Source organism: Catenulispora sp. GAS73, assembly GCF_041262085.1.
Classification (GTDB): Bacteria; Actinomycetota; Actinomycetes; order Streptomycetales; family Catenulisporaceae; genus Catenulispora.
The window spans coordinates 252982-267539 of the sequence record NZ_JBGCCM010000006.1 but is presented as its reverse complement, the minus strand read 5'-3'; the positions used below and the strand labels follow the sequence as shown (position 1 = coordinate 267539).

Sequence of the window (14558 nt, the reverse complement as noted above, 5' to 3'; positions counted from 1 at the left end):
AGCGTTCTGAACCGCTTCCAGTCCAGACTCCGGACGCCGACTGCACAGCCTAGAACAGCCCGGAACTCAAGGGAACCCGCCGGACGACCCCACGGTCATCGGTCCGGCGGACCCCCTGGTAATAAGAAGATCCGAGCCCCCGGCCCTCCGGGCTCAGGTCGCCAAGCGCATCGTCGCGCCCCATGAGGAGTTCATCCGCATATCCAGTTCGCGAACCGAGCGGGTGTCCTCGAAGTTGTCCATCTTGCGGCGAACGTTGTAGATCCGGTCCCAGCCGATGCCGTACCAGTGCTTGTCCAGGTTCACCAGGGCCCGCTCCAGGGTCACGCAGGCCTGCTCGATCTCCTTGGTGCGCACATGGATGTCAGCCATGTCCGCCAGGACGATCGTGCGCTGCTTGGCCTCGTTGGGCTTGAGCGCCATCAGCGAGCACAGCAGTGCTTCCTGCGCGAGTTCCGGGCTGCCGCCGTTGATGTGGCAGAAACCCTTGAAGCCGTTGAGGCGGGTGGCGTCGAAGTAGTCCAGCCATTCGGGGTCCGGGACGGCGGAGCGGTCGGCGTCCGACAGGGCCTCCTCCGCCCGGCCGATCAGGTCCACCGCGCGCTTGTGGTCGCCCAGGCGCGCCTCGATCTCGGCGTCCACCGCGTGCAGCCAGGAGCGCTGGACGGCGCTGACGCCGCGCGCGGCGTGGGCGTAGGCGGCGCGCATCAGGTCGCGGGACTCGCCGGCCTTGCCGTCCCAGGCCGGGATGAAGGCCAGGTGCGCCAGGATCGCCGAGCCGAGCTGGTGGTCGTCGGCCTCGCGGGCGGCGACCAGGGCGTTGCGGTAGTGCATGCGGGCCGGTTCGGCCTTCTTCAGGTCGAAGAACGCCAGGCGCGCGGCCAGCAGCGAGGCCTCGGCCAGCGAGCCGGCCAGCCGGGAGCGCTGGGTCTGCGGGCCGGTCCCGCTCAGCAGCGCGGCCCCGAGCTGGGCGTGCGCCACGGCCGGGGAGTACATGCGGGCCGGGGGGACGGTGTAGTACAGGGATCGCTGCTGGCTGGTGATGAACTCATAGCCGTCCACCATCTGCCGGTCGAACGGGACCGCGCGGCCGGCCGGGTCGGCCGCGGCCGGGAGCCGTTCGGAGGCCTCGGCCCCGTACGCGGTCTCACCCGCCCCGGCGACGGTCAGCGCCGCGGCGGCGCTGGTGACGAATTCTCGGCGCTTCACTGGGTCGTGCCCTCCAGATCGGTCGGCGGGCCGCGTGCGGCACAGCCCTGCCATCCGTCCGTGTTGCGTGACTCCCCCAGCTGCACCGTCGTCCTCGGGCCCCACTTCCGAAGCACGCCCAGTGGCGGCGGTCGGTGGCTGTGACGATTCCGGTCGCGGCGCCCACGGCACCGACCATCCGACCTGGAACCCCATCTGCGCGACGGAGACGCCGAAGACCTCTTCCAGGACCCGCTGGTACGCCGGTAGCGGACACGGCGGATCCTCACTCTCCCACCGGCGGACCTGCCGGACGGACAGTGACAGCACCTTACCAAGCGCGCGGGAGGCTTTCTCGAACTCCGCAGCGAATTCCGCCTGCGTCCAGTGCCGGGACAGCCGCAAGGCCTTCAAGGCCGTGTTGCCTGCCGGCTTCTTACCCGGGGAAGAGCCTGAATCCACCTGCATGGCTGAACCCTTCGGTCCATGCGCTTGGAGCGCCCGGCCCCGCGCCGACCGCAGCCCGGCTCGGCGGCGACCTGGTGGCCGGCCGTCGCAGAGGGCTGGTTCAGACGTTAGACCCGAACAAGCCTCCAATGGTAGTACAACCACCCGAAAGGACTATGGCGAATACCTGCGAAAACAGCGATCAGGCCGATCAGGGCTCTGCGATCTTGAGGATGCTCCGCCAAAAAATCTCCTTCTTCCACGCTCAGCGGCAGTGCGGTGCGACCCTGCCGCGCGAAAATGCCGTTCCGGGGCCGTGGCGACACGGACGGCGACGTCATGCGGCCAGACGGCCTATCGAGCCCTCTATAAGATCGTGCGAAGAATTCTCGGCCACTGGAAGGTTTATCCCGGGGCCGCGGTCTGAACCCCGTCAGGCCCACAGACCGCCTTCTTGAGTGAATCCGCCGATGCTCGTGCAACCGCGCGTGCATGTGCCGTGACGCGTTCGCCCCGTGCCGTTCATCGAAACGAGCTGAGAAGATTTCGCCTCGTTCGGCGGGAACACGGGAAGCCCGTGATCCGTTACACCCGTAACCCGGCATTGCCGCTGACGGCGCCAGCTGAGAGGCGGTGCGAGTAGCCGGGTGGGTCTTGGCAGGTGCGCGGGAACGTAGATGGAGGGGGTGAGCCGGAAAATGGCTCAGCAGACCACGGTACGAGGAGCCGTCGGACCGATACCGGTTCGCTCGTCGTCCGCCCGGACGGCGGCCCGGATTCCGCCGATCGCCGAGCTCAAGCTCGGCTGGCAGGAGCGCGGACTGTGCCAGTCCGGGGACGCGACGGTGTTCTTCGCCCCGGACTCGGAGCGGATCCGGGAGCGGGAGAAGCGGGAGGCGTCCGCCAAGCGGGTGTGCGACGACTGCCCGGTCCGCCAGCAGTGCCTGGAGCACGCGCTGGCGCTGCCGGAACAGTTCGGCATCTGGGGCGGACTGACGGAGTTGGAGCGGGCCGAGGAGTCCCGGCGCCGCCGCGGCGCCGCGACCGGTGCGCGCCCGGTGGTGGTGCCGATCCGGATCGGCACGCAGCGCGACCGGGGGTTCGCCGACGCGCAGGCGGCGGCCAGGGAGGGGACCGAAGTGGCGGCGTGAGCGCCGCTGGGATTCACCGCACGACGCGGCTTCACCGTACAACGCAGCTCTAACGCACAACACAGCTTTAACGCACAACACAGCTTTAACGCACAACGCAGCTTTACCGCACAGCACAGTTTTACCAGCACAGCGTTCGCCCGAACATGAGAGTGCAGCCTCTGGACGAACCAAGCGCCGGGTGGGCCGGGGAGGCCGCCCGGCGCTGGGTTTTTCCCGGCGTCTCCCACACCAGCTCGACAGGTCAGTATGCGCCGGTATGGGATATCGGCGCCGACATCTGAAAAATGCAAGCGCCCGCCAGCGAGAAATCAGCGCGAATCAGCTCACGGCGATCGCATAACAAGCGACCGCCGCCGCGGCCGCCACATTCAGCGAATCCACGCCGGCCGCCATGGGAATCCGCACCCGCAATTCCGCGGCCGCCATTGCCGGATCCGACAAACCGTCGCCCTCGGTCCCCAGCAGCAGCGCCACCTTGTCCTCCGGCCCGAAACGCAGGTCCCGCAGGTCGATCGCGGTCGGGCCCGGGGTCAGCGCGATCGTCCGGAAGCCGTGCTCGTCCAGCGTCGTGAGACCGCCGGGCCAGGAGTCCAGCCGGGCGTAGGGCAGCGCGAAGACCGTCCCCATCGACACCCGGACCGAGCGCCGGTACAGCGGGTCGGCGCAGCTCGGCGTCAGCACCGCCGCGTCCATCCCCAGCGCCGCCGCGCTGCGGAAGATCGCACCGAGGTTGGTGTGGTTGACGATGTCCTCCATCACCACGACGCGCCGCGCCTTCGCCAGCACCGCCCCGGCGTCCGGCACCGGTGTGCGCTGCATCGAGGCCAGGGCGCCGCGGTGGACGTGGAAGCCGGTCACCGCCTCCAGCAACGGTTCGCTGCCGACGTAGACCGGGGCGTCGACGTCGTCGATCAGCGGCCGCATCGCCTCGACCCACTTCGGCGACAGCAGCGTCGAGCGCATCGGGTAGCCGGCGGCCAGCGCGCGGCGGATCACCTTCTCGCCCTCGGCCAGGAACAAGCCCTCGGCGGGTTCGCGGACCTTGCGCAGCTCGACGTCGGTGAGGCCGGAGTAGTCGTGCAGGCGCGGGTCGGACGGGTCGGTGACTTCGATCAGGGTTCCCACGCCGCTAGATCTTGCCCTATCTGGAGCTCCTGCCGGGCAGCAGACCGTCGCGCAGCAGCGCCCAGACGTTGGCGAAGGACTCGTCGATGGCCGGCCGCACCCACTCCGCGCGCGCCGCCGGGTTGTGGAACTTGGCCATGGCGTCGAACACCGCGAGCGCCGTGGTCTTCGGGTCCGCCGCCGCTATCTCCCCGCGCGCCACGCCCTCGACGATCACCTTCGTCAGCTGTTCCACGACGAAGTCGATGTGCGCGACCACCGGCGTGCGCGCCTCTTCGGCGAGTTCGGCGAACGCCGCGAAGAACTCCGGGTCGTCCTGCGCCCGGGTCCATTTCGTCTCCGCCAGCGTCCACAGCAGCAGCCGCACGCGCTCGACGGTGTCCCCCGCGCCGTCGGCGATCTCCGCCAGCGCGGGGTGCATCCGTTCCAACCAGCGATCGACCACGGCGTCGCGCAGGTCGGCCTTGGTCGGGAAGTGCCGGTACACCGAGCCGTGGCTGACCCCGAGCGCCCGCGCGACGTCGACCACGCTGGTCTTGGCCGGGCCGAAGCGGCGCAGGGTCTCCTCCGCCGCCTCCAGAATGCGCTCAGGCGTCAGAGGTCCACTAATACTGGTGCTCACCGCTGCACTCTATTTCTCCGAGTCGAGGTGAGCCATCTGCTCGGCGACGTACCGGTCCCCGGCCGCCGCGCCGGCGGGCACCGCCTTCTCGATCTCGGCCAGGTCGTCGGCGGTCAACGTGACGCCGAGAGAGCCCAGCGACTCCTCAAGGCGGTTTCGAGTGCGGGCACCGACCAGCGGCACGATGTCCGTGCCCTGCGCCGCGACCCAGGCGATCGCGAGCTGTGCCACGCTGGCGTTCTTCTGCACGGCGAGCGCACGCAGCGTCTCGACCAGCGCCAGGTTGTGGTCCAGGTTCTCGCCCTGGAACCGCGGCGAGGCCGAGCGGAAGTCGCCCTCGGCCGAGCGGTCCTTGCTCCAGTGGCCGCTGATCAGGCCGCGGGACAGCACGCCATAGGCGGTGATCCCGATGCCCAGCTCGCGGGCGGTCGGCAGGATCGTGCCCTCGATGCCGCGGGAGATCAGCGAGTACTCGATCTGCAGGTCCGAGATCGGGTGCACGGCCGAGGCCCGGCGCAGCGTGTCCGCGCCGACCTCGGACAGGCCGATGTACCGGACGTAGCCGGCCTGCACCATCTCGGCCAGCCCGCCGACGGTCTCCTCGATCGGGACCTTCGGGTCCAGCCGGGCCGGGCGGTAGACGTCGACGTGGTCCACGCCGAGCCGGCGCAGCGAATACGACAGCGCCGTCTTCAGGGCGTTGGGGCTGGTGTCGTAACCGATGAAGGCTCCGGACGGGTCGCGCTGCGCGCCGAACTTCACGCTCAGCTGGTAGCGGTCGCGGTCCACGCCGCGCAGGGCGTCGGCCAGCAGGAGCTCGTTGTCGCCCATGCCGTAGAAGTCGCCGGTGTCGATCAGGGTGATCCCGGCGTCCAGCGCGGCGTGCACGGTGGCGATGGACTCGTCGCGGTCGGCCGGCCCGTAGAGGGCGGACATACCCATGGCCCCGAGGCCGAGGGGGAAGACCTGGGGGCCCTCGGCGCCGAGCCGGCGGGCGGTGAAGGGGTTGTCAGTCGTCGTCATGGCTCCACGATACGACTGACAGCTGACAGATTTCAAGTTTTGTCATTCATTGAGTTGTCAGCCGTGTCCGGCCGCGCTCGGTCAGGCGGCGCCGCCCACCGGACTCGCCGGGTCGGTCGGGCTCGCGGTGTCCCCCGGCGTGGCCGGGGCCTTCGCCGCCCTGGCCGGGACCGCCACGACGGTGGCCGTGATCGTGTCGCCCTGGAGCGGCCCGGCCACCGTCACGGTCATGCCGACCTGCAGGTCGGACGAGGTGAGCGGGTGCGCCTTGGTCCCGAACCGGGTCTTGGCGTCGTAGTCGACGGTGACCGCCTTGCCCTTGGCCTCCAGCCCGGAGAACGAGCCGGTCCCGAGCTGGGTGATCTTGATCCGGGCGAGTTTCGGGGCCTTGGCGTGCCGGCCGGTCGCGCCGGTCGTGGCCCCGGCGCCGGGCGCCTGGTTCGGGTCCTGGTTCGGGTCCTGGCTCGTGGCCGGCGCGGACGCCGCGGTCGTCGACGAGGACGAGCCCGACTGGAGCGCCGCGGTGGTGCCCCAGGCCGCCCCGCCGAGCACGATCACGCCGGCGGTGCCGAGCACGGCCAGCTTCAGCGGGCCGAGCCGGGTCAGACGCTGCTTGAAGCCCTGCCGTTGCGGCTGGGGAGCGCCGTAGGGCTGCTGCTCGAAGGGCTGCTGCGGCTGCTCATAACCCGGGATGTTGTATGGGTCCACCGGCTCGAACTGCCGGGTCTCGTCGATCGGGTCCTGATCCTGGCTCATAGCGGTATTACAACCGCGGGCGCATAAGCCGGTGGTCAATAAGCCCGATGTAAGGAAACGCTCGATTTCATCGGCGGCGGGTCATCGGGTGCGCCGTGACGACGCACCCGGGCCGCTCCGCTCAGGTGAGCGCGACGACCGGCCCCACCACGACGATCGCCGGCGGCCGGATCCCGGCCTCGGCGACCGCGGACTCGACCAGCGCGAGCGTGGTCTGCACCCGGCGCTCCCCGGGCATCGTGCCCTCCTGGATCACCGCGACCGGCGTCTGCGGGTCGCGGCCGTTGGCCAGCAGGGCGGCGGAGATCGCGCCTATCCGCTCGATGCCCATCAGGATCACCAGCGTGCCGGTCATCCGGCCCAGCGCGGCCCAGTCCACCAGGGACTTCGGGTGGTCCGGGGCGACGTGGCCGGAGACCACGGTGAACTCGTGCGCGACGCCGCGGTGCGTCACCGGGATCCCGGCCAGCGCCGGGACCGAGATCGAGCTGGTGATGCCGGGCACCACCGAGCACGGCACGCCGGCCTCGGCGCAGGCCAGCACCTCTTCGAAGCCGCGGCCGAAGACGAACGGGTCGCCGCCCTTGAGCCGGACCACGGACTTGCCGGCCTTCGCGCGGTCGATGAGGATCTCGTTGATCGCGTCCTGGGCCAGCGCGCGGCCGTAAGGGATCTTCGACGCGTCGATGATCTCCACGTCCGGCGCCAACTCGTCCAGCAGCCCGCGCGGCCCGAGCCGGTCGGCCACCACCACGTCGGCCTCGGCCAGCAGCCGGCGGCCGCGCACGGTGATCAGGTCCGGGTCGCCGGGCCCGCCGCCGACCAGCGCCACCCCCGGGGTGCGGCCGCGGTGGTGCGGGGCGGCCAGGGTGCCGTCGCGCAGGCCCTCCAGGACGCCGTCGCGGACGTCCACGGCCCGCCGGGGGTCGCCGCCGCCGATCACCGCGACGGTGACGCCGTCGTGCCGCCCGACGGCCGGGGTCCACGCCGTGGAGTCCTCGGCCGAGTCGGCCCGCGAGCAGAACACCCGGCCGGCCTCGGCCTCGCGCGCCACCGCGCCGTTCACCGCCGGATCGTTGGCGGCGGCCACGACGTACCAGGCCGCGGCGAGGTCGCCGTCCCGGTAGGGCCGCCGCTCCCAGACGATCTCGCCGCCGTCGGCCAGCGCCTCCACGGCCGGCGTCGCCTCGGGGGCGATCACCAGCACGTCGGCGCGGGCGTCCAGCAGCCCGAGCACCCGGCGCTGGGCCACCGGGCCGGCACCGACCACCACCACCGGCCGGCCGGCCAGCCGCAGCGCGGCGGGGTAGACAGAGGCGGGGTCGGTCATGGTGCTCATGTGTCGTGGGGTTCCTGTGTCGGTCGGTCGCGTGGAGCTCAGCTGGTCGGCGGGTCGCCTAGGCGGCGTTCTCGTCGTCCTCGTCCGCGCGCTCGGCGACGCCGGCCGACTCGAAGGTCGCCACGTCCCGCAGCGCGCGCACCGCCGCCTGCACCAACGGTAGAGCCAGCACGGCTCCGCTGCCCTCTCCCAACCGCAATTCGAGATCGATCAGCGGGACCACGCCCAGGGCCTCCAGCGCGAGCTGGTGTCCGGACTCCGCCGAGCGGTGTCCGGCGACCATGGCCGCGGTGGCGTCCGGGGCCAGGGCCTGGGCCACCAGCGCCGCGGCGCCGGCGATCACGCCGTCCAGGATCACCGGGATCCGCAGGCTCGCCGCGCCCAGGATGAAGCCGGCCAGCGCCGCGTGCTCCAGGCCGCCGACCGCGGCCAGCACGCCCAGCGGGTCCGCCGGGTCCGGCCGGTGCAGGTCCAGGGCCCGGCGCACGACGTCGACCTTGTGCGCGTAGGTCTGCTCGTCTATCCCGGTGCCGTACCCGGTGACCTGGGTCGGCGAGGCGCCGGTGAACGCGGCGATCAGCGCCGCGCTCGCGGTGGTGTTAGCGATGCCCATGTCGCCGGTCAGCAGCACCTTGTTGCCGGCCGCGACCAGGTCCCGCGCGGTCTCGACGCCGACCTCCAGCGCGGTCAGCGCCTCCTCGCGCGTCATCGCCGGTCCCTCGGCCAGGTCCGCGGTGCCGTAGCGGATCTTGCGCGGCACCAGCCCGGTCTGCTGCGGCAGGTCGGCGTTGACGCCGACGTCCACCACGCACACCTCGGCGCCGATCTGGTGCGCGAAGGCGTTGACCACGGCCCCGCCGGACAGGAAGTTGAGCACCATCTGCGCGGTGACCTCCTGCGGCCAGGGCGTGACTCCCTGCGCGTGCACGCCGTGGTCGGCGGCGAAGATCGCGACCGCCGCGGGCTCCGGAATCGGCGGCGGGAACACCCCGGCCAGCCCGGTGAGCTGGATGGAGACGTCCTCCAGGACGCCCAGCGACCCGGCCGGCTTGGTCATCACCTCCTGGCGGGCCACCGCGGCGTCGCGGGCGGCCTCATCCAGCGGGCCGATCGCGGCCAGGGTCTCCTCCAGCAGCGACACCGGGCTGCTGCCGGGCAGCGCGCGCCGGCCGTACTGCTCGTCGTGCACGGCCCAGGCCAGCGGCCGCCGCTTGGCCCAGCCGGCGCCGGAGAGCTCCGGCTCGCCCGGGAACTCGTGGACGAAGCCGACGCACAAGTACGCCACCACCGACAGGTGGTCCGGCAGGTCCAGGGTCCGGGTGAGCTCGCGCTCGTCGAAGAACGACACCCAGCCCACGCCCAGCCCCTCGGCCCGCGCGGCGAGCCACAGGTTCTCCACCGCCAGCGCGGCGCTGTACGGCGCCATCTGCGGCTGCGAGTGCCGGCCCAGCGTGTGCCGGCCGCCGCGGGTCGGGTCGCAGGTCACGACGATGTTGACCGGGGTGTCGAGGATGGCCTCGATCTTCAGGTCCTTGAACGCCTTCTGCCGGGCCTTGGGCAGCGAGGCGGAGTAGGCGTCGCGCTGGCGCGCCGCCAGGTCGTGCACGGCCTGCCGGGTCTCACGGCTGCGCAGCACGAGGAAGTCCCACGGCTGGGAGAAGCCGACGCTCGGCGCGGTGTGCGCGGCCTCCAGGACCCGGGTGAGGACCTCGTCCGGGATCGGGTCGGCGAGGAACGTGGAGCGCACGTCGCGGCGCTCGCGGATGACGCGGTGCACGGCGGCGAGTTCGGCGTCGTCGTACGGGGGGACGCGGGGGACGTCGTCGTAGGGCTCGCCGTCGGTGTCGTAGAGGTCGTCGTCGACGGCCTGGACCGGGGCCGGGACCGGAACCGGGCCTTGGACCTGGCCTTCGAACTCGGCGGCCTCGGCCTCGGCGGACTCCGGCCCGGCGGTGGCGGCCCACGGGACCAGCATCTCGGGCTCGGCGTCTACGTCGGCGTCCTCGTCCAGCGCCGCGTCCTCGACCGGCGCGATGGCCACGGTCGGGGTCGCGAACACCGGTCCGGGCTCCTCTCCCGCACCGCCGAACTCGACGCCCTCGGCCGGGTCGTCGAACACCGGCGGCGCCGGCTCGAAGCGCGGCGGGTCGAGGTGCGCGCCGAGCGGTGGCTCGGCCTGGGCCTCGGCGCCAAGACCGTAGTCGGGGCCGGTGTTGGGGGTCAGCGGACGGTCGCCGAAGGAGGGCATGCCGCCCTCCGGCGCGCCGAAGACCGGGGTCGGCGGCGCGGACTGGGCAGACGCTGCGGCTTCGGCGGCGGCGCCGAACACGGGCTCGTCGACAGGACTCGCACCGAACGACGGCTCGCCGCCCGGCCGGGCCCCGAACGACGGATCGTTGCCGGCCTGCGGCGCGAACGCCTGCGGGCCGCCGAACGTCGCCTGCGGGTCGATGCCCGCGGAGTGCGCGTCCTGCGCCGGGGGGAAGACGGGTTCGTCGGCGGCTGGCGGGAAGCCCTGCGGGCGCGAACCGAAGCTGGGCTCGGTACCGGGCTCCTCGGCCTCACCGAAGCTCGGAGCGGGCGGGAAGCCCTGGCGAGCGTCGAAGACCGGCTGGCCCGGCGGGAAGGGCGGGTGCCCGGACTCGGCACCGAAGCCTTGCGGCCCATCGAAAACAGCCTCGTCCGCACCGAAACCACCGACCGGCGGGAAGCCCTGGGTACCACCGGCGGGCGGGAACCCTTGCGGCGCGCCGAAACCGGCCTCCGCGCCCTCCGCGCCGAAGCCATGACCACCGAACGCGTCCTCGCCCTCGGCGCCGAAAGCGGGTGCGCCGGCCGACGGGAAGCCTTGCGGGGTACCGAATCCGGCGTTGTTCACCGGTGGGAAGCCCTGCTCGCCGAACGCTTGCTCTTCACCCTGCGGCAGGCCGAAGCCCTGCGGCGCAGGCGGGAAGCCCTGCTCGCCGAACGCTTGCTCGTCGCCCTGCGGCGCGCCGTAGCCCTGCGGTCCAGGCGCGAAACCCTGCTCGCCAAAGGCCTGCTCGTCGCCCTGGGGCGCGCCGTAGCCCTGCGGTCCGGCAAAGCCCTGCGGTCCGGGCGGGAAACCCTGCTCGCCGAATGCCTGCTCCTCGACCTGCGGTGCCGCGAATCCCTGCGGCCCTGGCGGGAAGCCCTGGGGCGTGCCGAAGCCGCCGGGTGCCTCGTCGGCGGGGAAGTCGGCGTTCTGCCCGTTTGGGTTGTTCGGGGAGCCGGGGTGCTGGCCGAAGGAGTCGTGGCCGGGGTCGTCGAGGACCGCCGGGATGATGTCCGTCGGCTGGTCGTAGGAGGCCGGGCCGCGCAGCGGGGCGCGCAGGTCGAAGCCGGGGCGCTCGGGGGCCTCCGGGGCGTCGAAGACGCTGATGTCGACCTGGCCTCGGGGGTCGCGGGGGTCGCGCAGGTCCCGCAGGTCGCGCGGATCGCGGTCGTCGCGCGGCAGGGCGGTGCGGTCGGCGGCCTCGTCGAAGTCGTTGCCGTCGGCCGGGGACGCCTGCTGCGGGACCACCGGGTCGCGGCGGAACACGTCGAACTGCTGGGCCTGGCGCAGCGCCTCGGCGCCGCGGGCGCCCGGGGAGCGGCGGGGCGTGGGGCCCGAGTCGGCGTTGGAGTCGCGCTGCTGGGGCACGCCGAAGCCGCCCCGGTTCTCAGAACCCTGATTCCGGGGGCCGGGCTGCGGGCCGCGGCCGGGCGGCGGCTGCATCGAGGGCATCATCGGACGCTGAGGACGGCCGGGGTCGCCCTGGCCGCGCGCGCCGTCGACCGGACCGCGCGGGCCGGCCGGCGGCTGGTCGCGGAACACCGATCCGGGCGGCGCCGCGGGCCCGCCCGGCGCACCGGCCGGACGCGGACGGATCGGACGCGTCGGACGATTCGCCGAATCCGGACCCTGCGGTCCGCCGGGACCACCGGGTCCGCCAGTACCGCCAGGACCGCCGGAAACGCCACCGGGTCCGCCAGGACCGCCACCCCCGCGCCGACCACCCTGCTCCGGTCCGCCGAACGCGCCGCGCGGTTCCTGACCGTCGCGCATCCGCATGCCGCTTCCGGGCGCACCAAGACCACCAGGTCCACCGGGCCCACCGGGTCCGGCCGGACCACCGGGCCCGCCCTGGCCGCCACCGCGACCGCCGCCGGGGCCCCCGGGCCCACCGGGCCCGCCAGGCCCGTTAAGCCCACCCGGTCCCGCGGAACCGTTACGCGGCCCCGGGAAATCGCCGGCACCGTCGTCGTCGAACACCAGCCTGCTGAACTCGGTGGTCGGCGCGTTGTCGTCGTAGGGCCCGGCGCCGGGAGGGAATTCGCCCTCGAACGGCGGCCTCCCGGAGCCATCACGGCCGAAATCGTCGGCACCGGTCACCGTGGGTTCCTCGATCCTGTCGTTCCATACCATGGTTCGTATCCCGCTCCCGTTTCCCCGTGTCCCCCTTGTCAGCGGGGGTTTGCGTTCGCGTGGGCGCTGCCAAGTATTGCTTGTGAACGGCCGCGCGCGGCCCGGAAGAGCATACGCAGCCCCTGATCGGGTTGACTAAAAAGCCCGGTCCGTCACCCAAGCTCACCCCAAAGAACGAATACCGGCGCCGCCGGGGCCAAGCGGAGCGCGTCCCCCGGCCGGGGGGCCAGACGCGAGGCCTGCAACTGCACGCCGTCCACCCGGCGATCGCCCAGCTGCAGCGCCTGCCGGATGGCCGGCAGCCGGTCCAGGGCGGTGACCGCGGTGACGACGGTGCGCGCGCCGGTGGTGGCGCAGGCGCGCACGATGTCGGCGCGCTCGGTGCCCACGAAGACCGCGTCCGGCCGGGGCAGCGTGGCCAGCGCGGTCGGCGCCGGTCCGCTGACCACCTCGACGTCCACGCCGTGCATCACCGCGTTCAGCGATATCCGCTCGCAGGCGTCCGGATCGCGGTCCACCGCGATCACCGCGGCGCCCAGCCGCGCGCACTCCACGGCCAGCGCCCCGGCCCCGGCCGCGACCTCCCAGATCATCGCGCCCAGCCGCGGGGCCAGCCGCGCCAATATCAAGGCCCTTACTTCGGCGGGGAGCACCTGCGGGCCGCGGGCCACGAACGCGTTGTCCGGCACCGCCCAGCCCGACGAGGGCCCGGCCCACGCCGACACCCAGCCCGCGCCCCAGCGCGGGTCGTGCGGCGAGTCCGGGCTCAGCCGGTCCTCGTCCAGCACCAGGATCGCGTCGGCGGCGCCCCAGACCACGCGGCCGGCCGCCTCGGTCGGCGAGAGCCGCTCGATGCGCTCGTCGGCCTCGCCGAGGTGCTGGGCCACGATGAAGACCCGCTCGGCCCCGCGCAGGGCCGCCGCGACCCGGTTCGGCGTGAACTCCGGGGAGGCCACGATGGCCACCTTCGGGTGCGCGCGGGCGGTGTTGGCGGCGCGCCGCAGCGAGCGGTCGTCGGTCACGCAGACCACGACCGCGTCGTCCCACGGCATCCCGAGCCGGCCCAGCGTCGCGGCCACCGGGCCGGGCGCCGGGTAGCCGACGACTTCGAAGCCTGATTCCCGCAGATCGCGCAGCACCCCGAAGAACCCGGGGTCGCCGGCCGTCACCACGACGGCCGGACCGGCCTTGGGATCGCCCAGGTGCGCGGTGAGGCGGGCGTAGGCCAGGCGGTTGTCATCGCCCAGCAGGATCCGCCGCACGTGCTCGGGCACCCCGATGCCGTCGAGATGGCGCGCGACGCCCACGACCAGTTCGGAGGATTCCAGCACCCGGCGGACCACCGGCCCCGGCAGCGATCCGTCGTAGCCGACGACCGCGACGGCCGCCGCGGCCTGGGCTATCGCCGGCCCCGCAGCCCCGTGCCGGCCGGCGGTCACGCCGGACCCTCGGCCGACACAACAGGCACGGCGGAGCTGGGGACGCGCCGTGGATCGGCCATGGAGTGGTCCTCCGCATTACGACTGTAGGAACGTCAACGCACACTAACACCGCCTGTTCCACAAGTGAGGCGGCGAATCCGGCGAATCGGGGCGAATCAGGGGAGCGAACATCCCCGTTCGGCCGTGGCGCGGATCTCATCTCGCGCCGGCCCCCGCGCCGGGACCGGTGGCGCACGTGCAAAGGCACGTGCATCAGTGAGCCATGGTCACCTGCTGGACACCCTCGGCGATGAAGGGGTCGCCGGCCCTGGCGAAGCCGAAGCGCTCGGCCCACGGCTCCAGGGCGGTCGGGACGTCGATCAGCAGCCTGCGCTCGCCGGCCATCTTCACCGCGTAGTCCAGCAGCCGTCCGGCGATGCCGCGGCCGCGCGCGCCGAAGCGGGTGGCGAGGCGTTCTATCCGCAGGGTGTCGTCGGACTCCTGAACCACGCGCAGGGCGGCCAGCACGTCTCCGTCGCGCTCGGCCCACAGGTGCACGCTGGACGGCTCGGTGTCCCGGCCGTCGATGTCCAGGTGCGAGCTGCCCCACTCGACGATGAAGACCTCCTGCCGCAGCCGCAGCAGGGCATAGATGGTCGGCGCGTCGAGATCCTCGATGTGCGCGTAGCGGTAGGAGACCTTGCCCAAGACGAATCTCCGAAACGGGCCTGCCGGCGCCGGAGCACCGGATGGAGTGGTGACGCGGCGAGCCGCCGCGCCGTTGGTGCCGTTCTGTATCGGTCTTTGAAGATCTGTATCGGTCTTTGAAGACTTGTGTCGATCCTGTTCGCGATCCCCGGTGGTCCCGCCCCCGAACTGTCAGACCCGTGACCCCCGTCACGGGCAGAATACTGACCCAGGTGCACGGACGCCATGCACGTGCGGCACGCCGCCGGTACCGCCTCCAGCATAGGTAGTATCAGCTGGATACACTGCCAATTCGGTGAAGATCACCTATGCGTCGAAGTGCGGCCTGTTGTGTGGTTATGCATCAGTG

Annotated in this window: 10 protein-coding genes; 1 reads left to right on the top strand and 9 read right to left on the bottom strand. The window is 72.5% G+C overall.

Features of this window, described 5'->3' with window-relative positions:
- Positions 1–153: 153 nt before the first annotated feature.
- Entirely contained in the window at positions 154–1209 is a 1056-nt protein-coding gene (locus ABH935_RS11595; RefSeq protein ID WP_370377835.1) for a transcriptional regulator, read from the bottom strand.
- 1124 nt (positions 1210–2333) lie between these two features.
- Between ABH935_RS11595 and ABH935_RS11590 the strand changes: the two genes are divergently transcribed.
- A complete protein-coding gene (locus ABH935_RS11590) occupies positions 2334–2786 on the top strand; it encodes a WhiB family transcriptional regulator (protein ID WP_370377834.1) in 453 nt (150 codons plus the stop codon).
- 321 nt (positions 2787–3107) lie between these two features.
- Here the strand turns inward: ABH935_RS11590 and ABH935_RS11585 are convergent, their stop codons facing one another.
- From ABH935_RS11585 to ABH935_RS11550, 8 genes are all read right to left on the bottom strand, one after another.
- Complete coding sequence (locus ABH935_RS11585; RefSeq protein WP_370377833.1) at positions 3108–3914, bottom strand: TrmH family RNA methyltransferase; 807 nt, start codon at positions 3912–3914, stop codon at positions 3108–3110.
- A 16-nt stretch (positions 3915–3930) separates the two neighbouring features.
- Entirely contained in the window at positions 3931–4536 is a 606-nt protein-coding gene (locus ABH935_RS11580) for a TetR/AcrR family transcriptional regulator (RefSeq protein WP_370377832.1), read from the bottom strand.
- A gap of 9 nt (positions 4537–4545) precedes the next feature.
- Positions 4546–5559 carry an aldo/keto reductase gene (locus tag ABH935_RS11575; protein ID WP_370377831.1) on the bottom strand — a complete coding sequence of 338 codons (1014 nt, stop codon included), beginning with the start codon at positions 5557–5559 and terminating at the stop codon, positions 4546–4548.
- An 81-nt stretch (positions 5560–5640) separates the two neighbouring features.
- Entirely contained in the window at positions 5641–6315 is a 675-nt protein-coding gene (locus tag ABH935_RS11570) for a hypothetical protein (protein WP_370377830.1), read from the bottom strand.
- 121 nt (positions 6316–6436) lie between these two features.
- On the bottom strand, positions 6437–7654 hold the full coding sequence (gene cobA, locus ABH935_RS11565; protein WP_370377829.1) for a uroporphyrinogen-III C-methyltransferase: 1218 nt from the start codon (positions 7652–7654) through the stop codon (positions 6437–6439).
- A 58-nt stretch (positions 7655–7712) separates the two neighbouring features.
- Positions 7713–11390, bottom strand: a complete 3678-nt coding sequence (cobT, locus tag ABH935_RS11560) for a nicotinate-nucleotide--dimethylbenzimidazole phosphoribosyltransferase (protein WP_370377828.1) — start codon at positions 11388–11390, stop codon at positions 7713–7715.
- Between the two features lie 842 nt (positions 11391–12232).
- Positions 12233–13519, bottom strand: coding sequence for a precorrin-6Y C5,15-methyltransferase (decarboxylating) subunit CbiT (locus ABH935_RS11555; RefSeq protein ID WP_370377827.1), 1287 nt, complete (start codon positions 13517–13519; stop codon positions 12233–12235).
- Positions 13520–13774: 255 nt separating this feature from the next.
- Positions 13775–14209, bottom strand: a complete 435-nt coding sequence (locus ABH935_RS11550; RefSeq protein WP_194918475.1) for a GNAT family N-acetyltransferase — start codon at positions 14207–14209, stop codon at positions 13775–13777.
- Between the last annotated feature and the right edge of the window lie 349 nt (positions 14210–14558).